Source organism: Paraburkholderia sp. GAS82, from assembly GCF_050436285.1.
GTDB lineage: Bacteria > Pseudomonadota > Gammaproteobacteria > Burkholderiales > Burkholderiaceae > Paraburkholderia > Paraburkholderia phenazinium_B.
This window is the reverse complement of the sequence record NZ_JBNDLX010000010.1, coordinates 129,894-146,744: the sequence shown is the minus strand read 5'-3', so window position 1 is coordinate 146,744 and position 16,851 is coordinate 129,894. Positions and strand designations below refer to the sequence as shown.

The window sequence follows — 16,851 nt, the reverse complement described above, 5'->3', positions numbered from 1 at the left end:
AGCGCTTACTTGCGGATCACTATAAGTCTCGTTAGAATCATCGTCAAGATTATCGATAATTTGATCAAGGGACATAGTGATGGCAGACAAGCTCGATAAAGCCCAGCCGGGCGTCGATACGCCGGACGTCGACGCGCCGCGCGGTTTGCGCAAAGGGTTGACCAATTACGGGGACGCGGGCTTTTCGCTGTTCCTGCGCAAGGCGTTTATCAAGGGCGCGGGTTACACCGACGACGCGTTGGCGCGGCCCATCGTCGCCATTGCCAACACCGGCAGCGCCTACAACCCGTGTCACGGCAACGCGCCGCAACTGGTCGAGGCCATTAAACGCGGCGTGATGCTGGCGGGGGGGCTGCCGGTCGAATTCCCCACCATTTCGATCGCGGAAAGCTTCTCCCATCCGACCAGCATGTATCTGCGCAACCTCATGTCCATGGACACCGAGGAGATGATCCGCGCGCAGCCGATGGATGCGGTCGTGCTGATCGGCGGCTGCGACAAGACTGTGCCCGCGCAACTGATGGGTGCCGCCGTCGTGGGCGTCCCCGCCATCCAGCTCGTGACAGGCGCGATGCTGACCGGCTCGCATCGTGGCGAGCGAGTGGGTGCCTGTACAGACTGTCGCCGCTTTTGGGCGAGCTTCCGCGGCGACCAGATCGACGCGGACGAAATCGATGCGGTCAACAACCAGCTGGTGGCGACGGTCGGCACCTGCTCGGTAATGGGCACCGCCAGCACGATGGCCTGCATTGCTGAGGCGATGGGCATCATGTTGCCGGGCGGCGCCTCGCCGCCGGCGGTCAGCGCCGACCGCATCCGCATTGCGGAGCGCACCGGCGCCCAGGCCGTCGCGATGATCGGCGCGAATCTCACGCCTGCGAAAATCCTCACGCCGAAAGCAATCGAAAACGCGCTGCGCGTGTTGCTGGCTATCGGCGGTTCGACCAACGGCATCATCCATCTGACTGCAATTGCCGGGCGTCTGGGCATCAAGATCGATCTCGACGCGCTCGACCGGATGGCACGCGAGACGCCGGTGCTGGTGGATCTGAAACCGTCGGGGCAGCACTATATGGAAGACCTGCATCGCGCCGGCGGACTCACTACCGTCATGCGCGAAATGAAGGGCCTGCTGCATCTCGATGCCTTGACCGTCACGGGCCGCACGCTGGGCGAAGAACTCGACGCGGCGCCCGCCAGCTTCGCGCAGGAGGTCGTGCGGCCGTTTGACAAGCCGATCTTTCCGCAAGGCGGCATCGCTGTATTGCACGGCAATCTGGCGCCGGGCGGTGCGATTATCAAGCAGTCCGCAGCGAATCCGGACTTGATGGAACACGAAGGCCGCGCCGTGGTGTTCGAGAATGCCGAGGACCTCGCGTTGCGCATCGACGATCCCGAACTCGACGTCGAGGCGCATGACGTGCTCGTGCTCAAGCAGATTGGGCCGGTCGGGGCACCCGGCATGCCGGAAGCGGGCTACATCCCGATTCCGCGCAAGCTCGGAAGGCTTGGCGTGAAAGACATGGTGCGCATCTCCGATGGCCGCATGAGCGGCACCGCGGCGGGCACCATCGTGCTGCACGTGACGCCGGAGTCGGCGATTGGCGGTCCGCTCGCGATCGTGCGCACGGGCGACCGGATTCGCCTGAGTGTGGCACAGCGCTCGGTTGAGCTGCTGGTGAGCGACGAGGAAATCGCCACACGTCTGGCGGCGCTGCCGCCGCGCGAAGCCGAACCGAACCTGCGCGGTTATCGAAAACTGTTTCTGACCACGATCACGCAGGCCGACGAAGGGTGCGACTTCGACTTTCTGAAGGCGCCGCAGACCGTGGCCACGGTGCCTGGAAACAAGCCGTGACGTCAGACCCGATCGGCAACGGTGCGGGGCAACGGCGGCCCAGTGCGGTCGCGCCGGTGCTGCGCGACCGCAATACCGATGAAACGATACGCCGTGTCGCGGACCAGCTCGAAGAGGAGATCGTGCTCGGCCTGCTGCATCCGCGCGAACGTCTGGTTGAAGACGACCTGTGCGAGCGCTTCAATCTGAAGCGTCATGTGGCGCGCCAGGTGCTGGGAGAAGTGGAGCGCCGTGGCCTGATCGAACGTCGCAGGCATGTCGGCGCGCTGGTCAAGTCGTTCACCGCAAGCGAAGTGACGCAGTTGTACGCGTTGCGTGAGCTGCTGGAGACCGACGCGGCGAGCCGGATTGTTTTCCCTGTCGACGCCGCGAAGCTCGCGGAACTGGAAACGTTGCAGGCGCAACATGACGCCGCCGCGCAGGCAGGCGATCTGCGCCGCGTGTTTCGCGTCAACATGGCGTTCCATCGGGCGTTTTTCGCGTTAACGGGCAACCAGGTGCTCGTCGACGCGATTCATGAATATGAGCGGCGCACGCACGCGATCCGCTCCGTATCGATCGTATTTCCGGTCTATCTGGAGAAAGCGCGCGCCGAACATCATCAGATGATCGATGCGTTGCGGCGCGGCGATCGCGACGATCTGATCGCGCTGTGCCGCGCGCATCTCGTGCCGTCCCGCGACGCCTATCTCAACGCGTATCACCAGCGCTCGGCCGCGGCCGCGGCGTTTGACTTATCGACACCGAATGGAGACATCGAATGAAACGGGTTTTGATTACCGGCGCAGCTGGCCATATTGGCCGGGTATTGCGCGCCGGCTTGCGTGGCCAATATCAGTTGCGTCTCGCGGACATCGCGCCGCAAGCTGAAGCAGGCGAGGGCGAAGAAATCGTCACGGCCGACATTACCCGGCTAGAGGATCTGTTGCCGGTGATGCAGGGTGTCGACGTGGTCGTGCATCTGGCCGGCATTCCGGACGAGGACCGTTGGGAAAAGATCCGCGACATGAACATCGAAGGTTGCTACAACGTCTTCGAAGCCGCGCGGCAGGCCGGCGTCAAACGCGTGGTGTTCGCGAGCTCGAATCACGCCGTGGGATTTCACCGGCGCGACCGGATGATCGACAATGCCGTCGCGCCGCGGCCGGACAGCCGCTATGGCGTATCGAAGGTGTTCGGCGAAGCGCTTGGACGGATGTACGCGGACAAGCACGGCATGTCGGTCGCATGCATGCGGATCGGCTCGTTTCGTCCCGACAACACGCCGACGGCGCCGCGGCACCTGTTCACGTGGATCAGTCATCGCGACATGGTGCAACTGACGAAGCGCTGCATCGACTACCCTGACTATCATTTCCTGATCGTGTATGGCGTCTCGGGCAATGCGCGTAACCGCTGGGACAACGCGAATGTGCGGTGGCTCGGTTATGCGCCGGAAGACGACGCCGAACAGTATGCCGCCCAGATCGCGGCAACAGGGCAAACCGAAGACGCGCGTGAGGCGCTGTTTCACGGTGGCTTTGGCTGTCTCGTCGAGTTCGACGGCGATCCGCAGCGGATCGACTAGCCAGGTACTCTGACCCGGCTATCGTCATTGCTGGCTGCCGCACGTTATAGAATGCGGCACAGGGATGGCGCGATGGTGCGCCTCGACTCCGGGCAGGGTGCAAGTTGACCACAGACACTAAGAAAAGAGCGCCGCGTCGCAAATCGAATGCGATTTCCGTCATGGATGTGGCTCGCGCAGCGGGCGTTTCGACAGCGACGGTTTCGCGCGTATTGAATGGCAACGCAACGGTTGCCGCCGAGCTGCAGACCCGCGTGCGCGACATCGCGCGCGATCTCGGCTATACGCCACATGCGGCTGCGCGTGCGTTGGCATCGCAGAAGTCCAAGACGATCGGCGCGGTGATCCCATCGCTGGAAAACCAGAACTTCGCGATCGGCGTGTTCGCGCTGCAAAAGCGCATCGGCGAAGCCGGCTATACGTTGCTGCTTGGATGCTCGTATTACGATCAGGAAGACGAACTCAAGCAGGTGCGCGCCCTGATCGCGGACGGCATCGCCGGCTTGATGCTCGTTGGCCGTAGCCACTCGCCCGCGCTGTATGAGCTGATCGAAAAGGAACAGATTCCGCTCGTCAACGGCTGGACCGTCGATCACGACCATCCGTATGTCGGTTTCGATAACGTTGCAGTCGGGCGGCGCCTCGCCGACTATCTGCTCGAGCTCGGGCATACCCGCTTCGGCATGATTACGCAAATGACGCAGCACAGCGATCGTGCGGCTGATCGCATCATCGGCGTGCGCGCGGCGCTACAGTCGCGCGGGCTGCAGTTGCGCCACGAGCATCTGATCGAGATGCCGCACAAGATCATTGAAGGCCAGATGGCGATGAAGGCGCTGATGAACGGCCCCGAGCGTCCGACGGCCGTGATTTGCGGCACCGATCTGTTGGCAATCGGCGCGCTGGCGGAAGCGCGCGAGGCGGGTATCGACGTGCCGGGTGACCTGTCGATCGCGGGCATCAACGATATCGAATTCTCGAGCTTTACGTCTCCACCACTCACCACCATGCGGCTCGCCGCCGATGAAATCGGCGCGCGCAGCGCCGAGTATCTGCTCGCGCGGATCGAAGGGCGGCCCGTAAGTTCGCAGTACATCGTGCCGACCGACCTGATCGTGCGCGGTACGACTGCACGTCCTCGCAACAGTTAAGAGGCTGTAGTACGACGTTTTGCGCAAAACACTTTCTCAATGCACGGCCCCAAATTTGCCCGTCAAAGTAAGCGCTTTCTATTGAACTCGCAAGTGAAGTGCCCTAAGATGCCTGATACCCAAGGATATCAAGCAGCGAAGCATCGTTCGTAGCGGCCCTTTAAAGAAAGCGATTACTTGTATCGCCCGTGTCCGGCCGCTGAGCGCAAATTTTTTAGAAGGCAGTGTCCGATGACTGAGGCGATGAGCAAAAACGTGAGCGGGCCAGTGATCCGCTTGCATCCCGCCGACAACGTGGTAATTGCGCGCATCGACGTGGCAATCGGTACGCCGGTTCCAGCCGAAGACTTTGTTTGCCGCAGCCAGGTGAGCGCGGGCTACAAGATCGCAGCGAAGCCCATCAAAAAAGGCGAGCCGGTTCGCAAATACAACGTGGTAATCGGTTTTGCCGCGATGGATATTGTGCCCGGCACGATGGTGCATAGCCATAACGTCGAGTTCCGCGAGTTCGACCGGGACTACGCATTCGGCGCGGACTATCAGCCCGTGGAGATGGTGCCCGAAGCGCAACGCGCCACGTTCCAGGGCATCGTGCGTGACAACGGCGAGGTTGCCACGCGCAACTACATCGGCGTGTTGTCGACAGTCAATTGCTCGGCGACGGTCGCACACCGGATCGCCGAATGGTTCACGCCGGAACGGCTGGCGGACTACCCCAATGTCGACGGCGTGGTCGCGTTCACTCACTCGATCGGCTGCGGCATGGAGATGAGCGGCGAGCCGATGGCGTTGCTGCGTCGAACGATGGCGGGTTACGCGCGGCATCCCAATCTCGCCGCGGCGTTGATCGTCGGGCTGGGATGCGAGCGCAATCAGCTGGCCGGACTGATGGATCAGGAAGAGCTGAAGGTTGATTCGCGGCTGCACACCTTCATCATGCAGGAGAATGGCGGCACCCGCCGGACCATCGAGGCCGGCGTGGCTGCGGTCCAGGCCCTGCTGCCCGACGCGAATCGCGTGAAGCGCACGACGGTTCCCGCGAGCCACCTGAAGATCGGCCTGCAATGCGGCGGCTCGGACGGCTTTTCGTCGATCACGGCCAATCCTTCGCTGGGCGCAGCGATGGACCTGCTGGTCCGTCATGGCGGCACGGCCATCCTCTCCGAAACACCTGAAATCTACGGCGTGGAACATACGCTCACGCGGCGCGCGGTCAGCCGCGAAGTGGGCGAAAAGCTGGTTGCGCGGATCCGTTGGTGGAAAGACGAGTATTCGGTCGGTCGAGACGTTCAGATCAACGGCCAGGTCAGCCCTGGCAATCAGGTGGGCGGACTCGCGAACATCTTCGAAAAGTCGATTGGATCCGCGATGAAAGGCGGCACTGGCCCGCTGATGGAAGTGTATCGATACGCCGAGCGGGTGAAGCAGGCTGGACTCGTTTTCATGGACACACCTGGTTTCGACCCCGTCTCGGCGACGGGTCAGATTGCTGGCGGCGCGAATCTGATTGCCTTCACTACAGGCCGCGGTTCGATGTTCGGCGCCAAGCCCGTGCCCTCGCTGAAGCTCGCCACCAACACGCCGATGTACGACCGTCTCACCGAAGACATGGATCTGAACTGCGGCGGGATTCTGGATGGTGTTGCGTCGATTCGCAGCACGGGCCAGAAAATCTTGGACGCGATTCTTGCCGCCGCGTCGGGCGAGCGAACAAAGAGCGAAATGCTCGGGCTAGGCGACCACGAATTCGTGCCGTGGCAGATCGGCATCATGAGTTGAGTTTTTCAATCGGCTTCCTGCCAGGCCTGCCAACAAGTCGTACCTCCATGGCATTCGTTAGAAGTGCCAGATAACAAAATCCGTCACCCCGACTTATACGGAATAGAGACAACATGAAGACTGGGAAGTATCGCTACGTTGTCGCCTTGCTGCTGTTTATTGCGGGTGCGATCAATTACATGGACCGCGCCGCGCTTGGTGTGGTCGCACCTATCATCAACAAGCAGCTGGGCCTTTCTCCGTCGCAACTCGGCGTGGTGTTCAGCAGTTTCTTCTTCGGCTATTCCATCTTTGCATTTGTCGGCGGTCAACTCGCCGACAAGTACGGACCGCGCCGCGTTTTCTCCTGGGCGATGGGGACGTGGTCGATTCTCTGCGGATTGACCGCAGCCGCGACCGGCTTCGGCACGCTGCTCATTTCCCGGGCGCTGTTCGGCTTCGGCGAAGGTCCAATGAATTCGACGACCAACCGGACCATCACCAACTGGTTTCCCCGGCATGAGACCGCAACCATGGTCGGCTTTACGTTTTCGGGCCAGACGGTAGGCAGTGCGATCGCCGGGCCGGTGGTCGGGCTGATTGCCATCGCTTACGGTTGGCGTACGTCGTTTGTGATCATCGCGGCGCTCGGGCTGACGTGGATCGTCGCATGGCGCATATTCGCGACCGACAAGCCGGCGCAAAGCGCGCGGGTTGGCGCGGCCGAACGCGAGATGGTCGAAGCGAGCCGCGGCGCGGCGCATCCGGCAGAGGGCGGAGACGAAAGCACGCCGTTGCGCAGCTACCTGTTTCGTCCGAGCACGCTCGCACTTGGCGTCGGCCTGTTCGCGGTGAACTACACGCTGTTCGTGTTCATCTCGTGGATGCCGAGCTATTTCACCAACGCGCTGCATCTGGACATGAAGCACATGAGTATCCTGAGCGCGGTGCCGTGGGCATGCGGCGGGATCGGCTACTTTGGCGGCGGCCTGCTTGCCGATGCGTGTTTCAAGCGTATGAGCAACAAGCTGCTGGCGCGCAAGCTCTCGGCGACTGTGCCGCTCGCGCTGTCGGGTCTCGCTCTGCTCGGTGTTAGCGCGGTCGATTCCGTGATCCCCGCAGTACTGCTCGTAGCGTCCGCCGTGCTGTTCCTGACGGCTTCGTCGCAAGCGTGCTGGGCCACCATGCACGAGCTTGTGCCAGGCAGGCATCTGGGCGGCGTAAGCGGCTTTGTTCACCTGATGAGCAATATTTCGGGCATCGTCGGTCCGACCATGATGGGTCTGGCGGTCCAGTACTTCGGCGGTTACAGCAGCGGCTTCGTGCTCGGCGCGGCGGTCGATCTGGTCGGCGTGCTGGCAATGCTGCTGGTCATCGGCCGGCGAGGGGCGGCCACTGCGGAAGATACGCAGACGAAGGCTGCCTGAGCGGTCGTTGCCGCAGATCAACGGCGAGGCCTTACCGTATGTGAAGCAACACCGACTGGTGGCGTGTTGCTCGCGATCCCGTTGGTCCGGAATTCATGACGCCGCCCCAGCGCGCACTCGCGGCATGAACTAACGCATATCCGACGCCCTGCCTCATTTCCGCAAATGTCATTTGCGAAGGCGGTCATTTTGCCGCTGCTCACCTCATGGCAAGATTTGAGTATCGATAATTGGTACAACGAATCTAAGTGGCGGGAACATCGTAATGGACGAGCAGGAAAGAGCGTTGGGCGGTCAGCGGGCCCGACGTGATCCATCGCGGCGCAGGATGATTGTCGGAAAGCGTCGGCGAAACTGGCTACCACAAGCCCAACGGGCAGTTGACGCCGCAGGAAGCATGGTCATTTAGCGCAGGGGCTGTGGTGTGCCGCCTGTTTCTATCCTGTTCTGGAGTGCAAATTGTTTAAATTCTTTGACCTTCAAAAAATTATCAGCCAATTCCCTGACGAGGCAGCTAGCACAATCGTCGACACCTATCTCACCGACGAACCATCCGCGAGCTCAAGACTTTTTCGTGTTTATTATCCAATCCCTCGCCATTACCACGAAACGTGCGAAGAGCATCTTTACCTCCTGACCGGGAAGGTCACCTTTGCGATCGAGGACGAGGCGCCTCGCGTCCTTACTGCGGGCCAGCTGGTCACCTTCGAGCGGAACACCGTACACGCAATAACGGAAATACTGGAGTCGCCAGCGGTCTTTTTTACCGTGGACGCCCCGCGTCGTGTACCGACCGATGTTGTGTATGTGAATCCCGATGACGCACATATTCGACCTTTTGTGACTCACCTGGAAGATATCTGAAAGTCAGCGCGTGACGAAGCCTGTTGCGCATGAAACTTGAGAGAGAACTCGGTCGAGCCGGCGAAAGCCGTATCAATGTAAGGAACAGAGATCCAATGCAAAATTTTACGTTTCATAACCCCACCCGCATTATTTTCGGCGAAGGCCAGATTGCTGCACTTGATGCCCATGTACCGCGCGAAGCGCGTGTGCTGATCACTTGTGGCGGCGGCAGCATCAAGAGCAATGGTGTGCTCGCGCAAGTGCAGGCGGCGCTCGGGGAGCGTGCCTCGTTCGTATTCGAAGGTATCGAACCCAATCCCACCTACGAAACCTTGATGCAAGCGGTTGCTGTCGCACGCGAACGGAACATCGACTTTCTGCTGGCTGTCGGGGGTGGCTCCGTGATTGATGGCACCAAATTCATCGCAGCGGCACTGAAGTTCAATGGCGAGCCGTGGGACATCCTGGCGAGGCAGGTCGAAGTGCATGAGGCGATGCCGTTCGGTAGTGTTCTGACGCTGCCCGCGACCGGCTCTGAAATGAACAATGGCGGTGTCATCAGCCACCGCGCGAAAGGCGACAAGTTGCCGTTTCGCAGTGAAGCGACGTATCCGGTCTTTTCGGTGCTGGATCCGACGACGACCTATTCGCTGCCAGTCCGGCAAATCGCCAACGGTGTGGTCGACGCGTTCGTGCATATCGTCGAGCAATACCTGACCTATCCGGTCGATGCAAAGGTGCAGGATCGCTTTGCCGAGGGCTTGTTGCTCACGTTGACTGAAGTGGGTCCACAAGCACTGGCCGAGCCGAATAACTATGCCGTGCGCGCCAACCTGATGTGGACCGCGACGCTGGCGTTGAACGGCTTGATCGGGGCCGGTGTGCCGCAGGATTGGGCGACGCATATGCTCGGTCACGAGATTACCGCGCTGCATGGCCTCGATCATGCGCAAACGCTGGCAATCGTGCTTCCGGCAATGCTGACCGTGCGCAAGGAACAGAAACGCGCGAAGTTGCTGCAGTATGCCGAGCGTGTATGGAACATCACCGAAGGCAGCGAGGAAGAACGCATCAGCGCGGCGATCACAGCGACCCGCGTGTTCTTCGAGAGAATGACCGTCGGTACCCGCCTGCGTGATTACAAAATTGGCGGCCAGACCGTCGCCAAGCTGATCGCGAAACTGGAAGAACACGGGATGACTGCGTTGGGCGAACGCGGCGATGTGACGCCCGAGGTCAGCCGCCGAGTCTATCAACTTGCGGTCTGAGCAGGCCCGTGTCCGTCTGGTGCATTACTTTGGAACGTCACTATGAAGATCGGATTTATTGGCCTTGGCTCCATGGGCGCCGCAATCGCAGCGAACCTCATCGAGTCAGGACATGAAGTACATGTTTTCAACCGTACCCCGGCACGCGCTGAACGGTTGCGCGAAGCGGGCGCAAGGGTTGCGGCCAGTCCCGCGGGTGCAGCACGGTCGGCCGACGTCGTGTTTACGATGGTGGCCGACGATGCTGCGCACACAGCCGTGACGTTCGGCGAAGCGGGTATCGCCACGACGCTGAAGCCGGGCGGGGTACACATCTCGATGAGCACGATCAGTGTCGCAACGGCGCAGGACCACGCAACGAAGTATCGCGAAGCAGGTCTGGGCTTCGTGTCGGCGCCCGTTTTTGGCCGACCCGACGCCGCCGCGGCACGCAAACTCTTTATCATGGCCGCGGGCGCCGACGAGCATCTCAAGGTCGCCGTTCCGCTTCTTGAGGGCCTTGGGCAGTCGGTCGGCATCGTCGGCTCGGATCCTTCTCAAGCGAACCTCGTCAAGCTGATCGGCAATTTCATGCTGTCCGTGATCATCGAAACGCTGGGCGAAGCGTGCGCGGTAGCGGGCAAGGCAGGCCTTGACCCGATGCATCTCGTTGAATTGCTGACCAGTGCAAATTTCAACGCAGCGCCGTACAAGATCTACGGCCCGCTGATTGCATCGCAGCGCTTCCAGCCGCCCGGCTTTGCGTTGCCTCTTGGTCAGAAAGACAACCGGCTGATGCTGGCGGCCGCCGAGTCGCTCGGGGTCCCCCTGCCGCTTGCCAGCCTCGTCCACGACCGATTCCTCACGTTACGGTCGCAAGGTCTCGGTGCGGAGAGCGACTGGTCCGCGGTCGCACTGTGCGCGTTGTCCGACGCGGGCCTGAACAAGCAGCAGCCCGGCGCGTGAGGCCGCCGGACAAGCCTGCGAAGCGCCGATCAGACCCGGCGCCATGCAGGCTTGTCCGGATCTGAAAGTTGCAGGTCAACCGGGCCCATCCCGAACACCGCGACGACGACCGGCTCTTTCACATGCCGCGGCACGCCATCGTAGTGCGGCGTGCGCGCGGCACGTTTGACAAAGCCACCAGCCGGGACCGGTACTGCGTCTTGAGGTGCAAAATCAGGACCGCTGTTGACCCACCAGGTGCCTGACACTACGACCTGGATCCGATCGGTCGCGTACGTATGCGGTGCGCTGAACCAACCGGGATTCCATTTCATCATCACGAGATACAAGCCAGGTTTGTTGACATCGCCGTAGAGCGGCGCCATCTCGCCGCTGTGTGGCGGGCCGGCTGTCCAAGGCTTGAAAGTGATCTGTTCTCGCGGCAGTACGAATGTCTCATGGGCGTCGATCGGACTGGCATGCGCCATCTCAGGTGCGAATGCGCTGACCATGGACGTTAGCAGAATCAGGCGGCGGTTCAGGTCGATGGGTTCCATGAAGAGCTTTTCCTTGAGTAGCGATTTGTCGCGGAGGTCATGAGTGTCGCGGGACGAACAGGGCAAGCCGATTCGTCGACTCCGATAGATGACCAATCACACTAAAGGATCCCAAGCAGGGGATGAAGATCCCGATGCACAAAAGATCGTTTCTAAAAAAGGGGAAGTGCCGGCCCGCGATTCGGCTCCCCGTTTCTGCTGTGCACCACGGACCGGCCGCAGGACACGCCCATTTGTGCAAAGGTGATATCGATGCCGGGCACTTCTGCCGCCAATGCTCCGCACCTATAGTCAGATCAGCTCTCGAACGCACGTCACATCGCTTCGATCGGACCTGCACGAAGCTTCCCTCACTTTCAGGAGCAGACCATGTTGACCAGAACGCTCTCACCGGACTCTGTCGAAACCGCGGCCGCGAACCAGGACGCCGAGTACTTCGAGTACACGTCATCAGCCAATCCGATCGGCGCGAAGCTCATCTCGCGCGTGCCATTCCGCAATTTTTCGCCTTCGCTGTACGCAGAGGGCGCCACTCGGATTGTGCCGCTCGACCTCTCTGCGGAACTGGGTTGCCCCAGCCCCGCGACCGGTCCAGGTCTGAGCGCCAATTTCCTGCGCATCAACGCAGGAGACGCATTGACGCTCGCCCCGAACGCCACCTCGCAGCTTTGCTATGTCATCAGCGGGGCCGGCAGCGTGACGCAGGGCGAGACCCGCTTCCCGTTCGCGCAAGGCGATTTCTTTACCCTGCCGGGCGGCGATGAAGCTGTGCTGTCCGCCAACGCGACGGCCACGCTCTATTACGTCAACGACGCGCCGCTGCTCACCTATCTGGGTACGACCGGCGTCCAGGCGCGCTTTGCGCCGACGCTCTATCCGGCCGCCCAGGCGCAGGCAGAATTGCGCAAGGTCGCTGAAGAAGCCAATGCGGGGCGCCGCAACCGCATCAGCGTGCTGATGGGCAATGTCAACTTCCCGCAAACGCGAACGGTCACGCACGTGCTATGGGCCATGTTCGGCATAGTTCCACCCAACTCGATTCAGAAGCCGCACCGCCACCAGTCGATCGCACTCGACTTCATCGCTGGGGGCGCCCCGGGCGTCTATACGCTGGTGGGTACCGAACTGGACGAGAACGGCAATATCGTGGATCCGACTCGCGTCGATTGGGAAGCCGGGATGGCCTTCGTCACGCCGCCGGGATACTGGCATGCGCATTTCAATGAAACGAACGAAAACGCTTATGTGATTCCGATCCAGGATGCCGGTTTGCAGACCTGGCTACGCACGCTCGACATCCGCTTTGCGCGTTAAGGCTGAAGCTCCAGTGCGAGTCCGTCGTCCCAGTACGGCGGCTCGCCGATCGCCTCTGCATAGAAGTCGACAAACGAGCGCACCTTCGACGACACGATCTTCTTCGGCGGATAGACCGCCCAGATAGCCGGTTCGGCCTTGCCTGTGCGTGCTTCCCATTCGGGGAGGGCGTGGATCAGCCTCCCTTCGCGTACGGCTGTGCCCGCGAGCCAGGTCGGCAGGAGGGCGATACCGCATCCCGAAAGCGCGAGGTCGAGCACAGCCTCGGAGTCGTTTCCGCGCAACCGGCCTTTCAATCCGACGAGTGTCTGCTCCAGGGCAGCTTTGGGACTTCCCGTGCGGGTGAGAAACCACTTGTCAGCGGGTGGCAGCGACAGGCGGAGTGATTCGTGAGCCTCAAGATCAGCAGGGACGGACGGCATACCGTTTCGATCGAAATATTTCGGACTGCCGCAGACGATCCGCCGATGGGGTGCGAGACGTCTGGCCATTAATGAAGAATCGGACAAGACGCCGATGCGAATGGCTAAGTCAATCCCGGCATCGATCATGTTCAGGGTCTCGCCGGTCAGCACGAGGTCGAGGTCAATGTCCGGGTACCGGGTCATGAATGCTGGCAGGTGCGGCACGACATGCCGCCGCCCGAATGCGGATGGCATCGTCACGCGCAGCAGGCCCTGCGGCGTGCTATTCAAGGACGACGTGGCCTGCCGGGCGTCGTCGAGTGCTTCGAGTGCCAGGATCGCGCGCTCGCGAAATACCCTGCCGCCCTCTGTCAGCACCAGACCCCGTGTCGAGCGATTGAAGAGGGCGATGCCGAGATCCTTTTCGAGGTCGCTCACATACCGCGAGATGGTCGAGGTCTTGACCGTCATTTCACGCGCAGCTTTGCTGAAGCTCTGCAGTTCCGCTGCACGGACGAAAGCGTGTACCGCTGAAAAATAGTCCATTTTTTGGGGTGCAAATCGAACTTGCTGGAACGGGCCCGGTTCGCACGCCATTGCGTGGCTCAATGAAACGGGCATGGTCCGCTGGCACTGCGCCACGCGACGCGCTCCGGGACGGCAAGTGCGCTCATTGTATCGCGCCCGCCTGGCGTAGTGCGTCCGCTGCAGACGTGTTGTGTTGCGCGAGGGCCATTTGCAGCGCGGTCCCTCCGCGCGCATCGACGTGGTTGACGTTCGCACCGTGCGCCACGATTGTCGTAGGCGCTGAGAATGAGCGCCGTGTAGCCCTCAGCCGTCTTCGTTTCGAGGGGAAAATGGGCGTCGACCAACAACGATAAGTAACCCTATGTGATTAAGACAATGAAACGATCGTGGCGAGAAGCGTGTGATGCCGGTCAAGTGGGCTGCGTGCCTGCTAGCGGCTTCACGGCTGACTGTGCTGCCCGGGGGTACGCGTTTTTATCGAACCGTCTGTTCTGGCGCTTAACGGTTGACCATCTGCTTGGGCAGCGTCAGGGCAAGGGCGCCCACTAAAAACATGCTGATCGCGAGTGCGATTACGGCCAGTAGCGTCGAATGAGTCGCGTCGATGATCCCGCCGATCAGGTACGGACTGACAAACCCGGCAAGATTGCCCACCGAATTGATCACCGCGATTCCTGAAGCGGCCGCGGCACCGGTCAGCATTGCGGTCGGCAGCACCCAGAACTGTGTCATGGTGACTAACACAGCTGCCGTCGCTACCGTAAGTGCGATTGTGGCGAGCATTGCCTCGTGCATGAATACGGCGCTTGCGATCCAGCCTAGCGTGCCTGCCAATGCCGGGATCGTGATATGCCAACGCCGTTCCTGGTGTGCATCGGAGTGGCGGCTCACGAGCAGCATGGCAACCACCGCAACGGCATAGGGCAGCGCCGTAAGTAGCCCCACACTGAGTGGATTGCTGACGCCGGTGTTCCTGATCAGCGTCGGCAAATAGAAACCCACACCGTATAGGCCCATCATGTTAAAAAAATACAGCATGCACATCAACCAGACACGCGGGTTGGTGAAACCGTCGCGCGTCCTGTGCGACCGTACGCCCTGGCGGTCGTCTGCCAGGTTGCGCGCAAGCAGCGCTTTTTCATTAGCGCTGAGCCAGCGTGCGCTCTCCACGTTGTTATCCAGAAAGAGAAGCACGACAATCCCCATCACCAGTGATGGAATTGCTTCTATCAGGAACAGCCACTGCCAGCCGGCCAGATTGTGTGCGCCGGAAACTGAATTCATGATCCAGCCGGACAGGGGCGCACCCACCACTCCAGCAATGGGAATTCCGGTGATGAATAGCGCGAGAATGTTTGCACGCCGGCGCGCCGGGTACCAGTACGTCAAATACAGGATCACGCCAGGGAACAGACCCGCTTCAGCGAGACCCAACACGAAGCGCAGCGCGTAGAACATCGTCGGCGTTTTGACGAACAGGGTCACTGCCGAGACGATGGACCAGGTGATCATCACACGCGCAATCCAGAGTCGCGCCCCGACGCGATGCAACAGTATGTTGCTCGGCACCTCGAAAAGGAAATATCCGAGAAAGAAGATTCCGGCGCCCAGCCCATAAACCGTTTCGCTAAACTTCAGATCCGCGAGCATCTGGATCTTCGCAAAGCCGACGTTGACGCGGTCGAGATAGGCAACCACGTAGCACATGAACAGCAACGGTACGATACGCCGCGTCACCTTTTCGTATATCGAATCGTCATCCATGGCCGAAGATGCTGCGTCTGACGCGAGTATCCCGTTAGCCCGTACCATGCTGTTTCCTTGAACCGAGTAATGCCATTGACAGGTATAGATGCTCCGACCGAATTGCCAGGCATGCACCGCGCTAAAGCAAAGCAGAGTAGGGGTTGGCGAAGCATTGCGAAAGTTACCCGTTACGCAAAACAGTTGTGCGTAAACGGGTTCGCGCCATTCAGATCAACCTTGAACAGCGATGCGGGATCATTCAGGCGTCGCCTGACTTGCGATGCAATCGTTGCCGGCATTGGCGGTGCTTCGCCCAAAGCTTGCAAGCGCGGCCAGACCGAGCAGGGCGAGCGCACTGCCAAGCAGGAAATCGTCGGGGACACCGACCGAGTCGACGATGGTCCCACCCACCAGAGAACCCACCGCGATGGCGACCTGAATGATGCTGACAAATAGCGCCGAGCCCGCCTCCGGCAGATCGGGGGTCGCGCGCTGAATCCACACGCTGAAACAAAGCGGCAGCGCGCCGAATGAAATTCCCCAGGCGAGCACGTCAACCGTGATCGCCAGTTGCGAGTGCCTTAGCAAAGGCATCGACAAAAGTGCGAACATCAACAGCGACACCATGGTCGCAAGAGATGCCTTCAGACTTCGGTTGACCGTGCTCGAAACGACGAAGTTGGAGAAGAAGCCAATGATGCCGAACCCCAGTAGCAACCAGGTAATGGTCGACATGCTGAAACTGGCGTTATGCAGCAGAAACGGCGTGATGTAGGTATAAGAACAGAAGTGAGCGCCGAACACGAGCGCCACCATCAGCATGCTTCTACGCGGATAAGGGCGCCGTATCAGCGCGACCAGGTCGGCAAACCGCAGCGCGGCACTCGATGGCAAGGACGGTACCAGCAACAGTTGCGCGACGAACGCGACAGCAACCAGCACACCGGTGGCCATGAAGGAAAAGCGCCAGGATGAGAAGCCGGCGATGAACGTACCAAGAGGCACGCCAATCACCGTAGCGCACGTCACGCCGGTCAATATCATCGCGGTTGCCTTGGCCGCATCTTTGGGCTGTACGAGCCGCCCAGCAGCGGCAATCGCCAGCGTCCAGAAGCCTCCCAATGCGGCCCCCAGCAGCGCGCGACCTATGAGCATGACGGCGAAATTGGGTGCGAAGGCCGATAACAGATTGGACGCCAGCAACAGTCCCGTTAGCAACAGGAAGACATGACGGCGGTCCATACGTCCCGCTCCCAGCATGAGCCCTGGCGCGGAGACAGCAGCAATGACACCAGGTACGGTGACCATCAGTCCAGCGGTGCCCGGCAGGACGTCCAGTTCTTTGGCGACGTGCGGCAATAAACCGACCGGCAGAAACTCCGTGGTGACGAATGCAAATGCACCAAGCGCTACGGCCCCGACGGAAAGCCATTGGCGTAAAGACGACGAATCACCGTTCTCCGGCGCGGGCATGCCCGCCGGCAGATTGCTCTCTACCAACAT

General features: G+C 60.8%; 15 protein-coding genes. 10 read left to right on the top strand and 5 right to left on the bottom strand.

Features of this window, described 5'->3' with window-relative positions; translation table 11 throughout:
• The first annotated feature begins 79 nt into the window (after window positions 1–79).
• The 9 genes from P3T17_RS28490 (at window position 80) to P3T17_RS28450 (ending at window position 10,820) form a co-directional block, all read left to right on the top strand.
• Entirely contained in the window at window positions 80–1,858 is a 1,779-nt protein-coding gene (locus P3T17_RS28490) for an IlvD/Edd family dehydratase (RefSeq protein WP_429409756.1), read from the top strand.
• Entirely contained in the window at window positions 1,855–2,622 is a 768-nt protein-coding gene (locus P3T17_RS28485) for a GntR family transcriptional regulator (protein WP_429409755.1), read from the top strand. Before P3T17_RS28490 ends, P3T17_RS28485 begins: the two co-directional genes overlap by 4 nt.
• Complete coding sequence (locus P3T17_RS28480) at window positions 2,619–3,425, top strand: NAD-dependent epimerase/dehydratase family protein (RefSeq protein WP_429409753.1); 807 nt, start codon at window positions 2,619–2,621, stop codon at window positions 3,423–3,425. Before P3T17_RS28485 ends, P3T17_RS28480 begins: the two co-directional genes overlap by 4 nt.
• A 161-nt stretch (window positions 3,426–3,586) precedes the next feature.
• The gene (locus tag P3T17_RS28475) at window positions 3,587–4,576 is read left to right on the top strand and encodes a LacI family DNA-binding transcriptional regulator (protein WP_429409752.1); all 990 of its coding nucleotides are present in this window, start codon (window positions 3,587–3,589) and stop codon (window positions 4,574–4,576) included.
• Between the two features lie 243 nt (window positions 4,577–4,819).
• A complete protein-coding gene (locus tag P3T17_RS28470) occupies window positions 4,820–6,355 on the top strand; it encodes a UxaA family hydrolase (protein WP_429409751.1) in 1,536 nt (511 codons plus the stop codon).
• Window positions 6,356–6,468: 113 nt separating this feature from the next.
• The gene (locus P3T17_RS28465) at window positions 6,469–7,761 is read left to right on the top strand and encodes an MFS transporter (RefSeq protein WP_429409750.1); all 1,293 of its coding nucleotides are present in this window, start codon (window positions 6,469–6,471) and stop codon (window positions 7,759–7,761) included.
• 459 nt (window positions 7,762–8,220) lie between these two features.
• A complete protein-coding gene (locus P3T17_RS28460; protein WP_429409749.1) occupies window positions 8,221–8,625 on the top strand; it encodes a cupin domain-containing protein in 405 nt (134 codons plus the stop codon).
• 95 nt (window positions 8,626–8,720) lie between these two features.
• Entirely contained in the window at window positions 8,721–9,875 is a 1,155-nt protein-coding gene (yqhD, locus tag P3T17_RS28455) for an alcohol dehydrogenase (protein WP_074268065.1), read from the top strand.
• A gap of 42 nt (window positions 9,876–9,917) precedes the next feature.
• Window positions 9,918–10,820 carry an NAD(P)-dependent oxidoreductase gene (locus tag P3T17_RS28450; protein WP_074268066.1) on the top strand — a complete coding sequence of 301 codons (903 nt, stop codon included), beginning with the start codon at window positions 9,918–9,920 and terminating at the stop codon, window positions 10,818–10,820.
• A gap of 29 nt (window positions 10,821–10,849) precedes the next feature.
• Here the strand turns inward: P3T17_RS28450 and P3T17_RS28445 are convergent, their stop codons facing one another.
• On the bottom strand, window positions 10,850–11,356 hold the full coding sequence (locus P3T17_RS28445; protein ID WP_429409748.1) for a cupin domain-containing protein: 507 nt from the start codon (window positions 11,354–11,356) through the stop codon (window positions 10,850–10,852).
• Window positions 11,357–11,725: 369 nt separating this feature from the next.
• Between P3T17_RS28445 and P3T17_RS28440 the strand changes: the two genes are divergently transcribed.
• Window positions 11,726–12,670 carry a cupin gene (locus tag P3T17_RS28440; RefSeq protein ID WP_429409747.1) on the top strand — a complete coding sequence of 315 codons (945 nt, stop codon included), beginning with the start codon at window positions 11,726–11,728 and terminating at the stop codon, window positions 12,668–12,670.
• On the opposite strand, the gene P3T17_RS28435 is transcribed toward P3T17_RS28440, so the two are convergent.
• From P3T17_RS28435 to P3T17_RS28420, 4 genes are all read right to left on the bottom strand, one after another.
• Entirely contained in the window at window positions 12,667–13,620 is a 954-nt protein-coding gene (locus P3T17_RS28435) for a LysR family transcriptional regulator (protein ID WP_074269385.1), read from the bottom strand. The two genes, P3T17_RS28440 and P3T17_RS28435, sit on opposite strands and share 4 nt — an antisense overlap.
• Window positions 13,621–13,744: 124 nt before the next feature.
• Window positions 13,745–13,867 (bottom strand): ankyrin repeat domain-containing protein, encoded by a 123-nt coding sequence (locus P3T17_RS28430; RefSeq protein WP_254369005.1) that lies wholly within the window; start codon window positions 13,865–13,867, stop codon window positions 13,745–13,747.
• 233 nt (window positions 13,868–14,100) lie between these two features.
• Window positions 14,101–15,366 (bottom strand): MFS transporter, encoded by a 1,266-nt coding sequence (locus P3T17_RS28425; protein WP_429409746.1) that lies wholly within the window; start codon window positions 15,364–15,366, stop codon window positions 14,101–14,103.
• 237 nt (window positions 15,367–15,603) lie between these two features.
• Entirely contained in the window at window positions 15,604–16,851 is a 1,248-nt protein-coding gene (locus tag P3T17_RS28420) for an MFS transporter (protein ID WP_429409745.1), read from the bottom strand.

Bases quoted from the DNA above. Each gene is read 5' to 3' on its own strand.
- P3T17_RS28450 (WP_074268066.1), top strand. From the start codon at position 9,918: ATGAAGATCGGATTTATTGGCCTTGGCTCCATGGGCGCCGCAATCGCA.
- P3T17_RS28470 (WP_429409751.1), top strand. From the start codon at position 4,820: ATGAGCAAAAACGTGAGCGGGCCAGTGATCCGCTTGCATCCCGCCGAC.
- P3T17_RS28490 (WP_429409756.1), top strand. From the start codon at position 80: ATGGCAGACAAGCTCGATAAAGCCCAGCCGGGCGTCGATACGCCGGAC.
- P3T17_RS28465 (WP_429409750.1), top strand. From the start codon at position 6,469: ATGAAGACTGGGAAGTATCGCTACGTTGTCGCCTTGCTGCTGTTTATT.
- P3T17_RS28435 (WP_074269385.1), bottom strand. From the start codon at position 13,620: ATGGACTATTTTTCAGCGGTACACGCTTTCGTCCGTGCAGCGGAACTG.
- P3T17_RS28425 (WP_429409746.1), bottom strand. From the start codon at position 15,366: ATGGATGACGATTCGATATACGAAAAGGTGACGCGGCGTATCGTACCG.
- P3T17_RS28420 (WP_429409745.1), bottom strand. From the start codon at position 16,851: ATGTTGGTAGAGAGCAATCTGCCGGCGGGCATGCCCGCGCCGGAGAAC.
- P3T17_RS28475 (WP_429409752.1), top strand. From the start codon at position 3,587: ATGGATGTGGCTCGCGCAGCGGGCGTTTCGACAGCGACGGTTTCGCGC.
- P3T17_RS28480 (WP_429409753.1), top strand. From the start codon at position 2,619: ATGAAACGGGTTTTGATTACCGGCGCAGCTGGCCATATTGGCCGGGTA.
- P3T17_RS28440 (WP_429409747.1), top strand. From the start codon at position 11,726: ATGTTGACCAGAACGCTCTCACCGGACTCTGTCGAAACCGCGGCCGCG.
- P3T17_RS28445 (WP_429409748.1), bottom strand. From the start codon at position 11,356: ATGGAACCCATCGACCTGAACCGCCGCCTGATTCTGCTAACGTCCATG.
- yqhD (WP_074268065.1), top strand. From the start codon at position 8,721: ATGCAAAATTTTACGTTTCATAACCCCACCCGCATTATTTTCGGCGAA.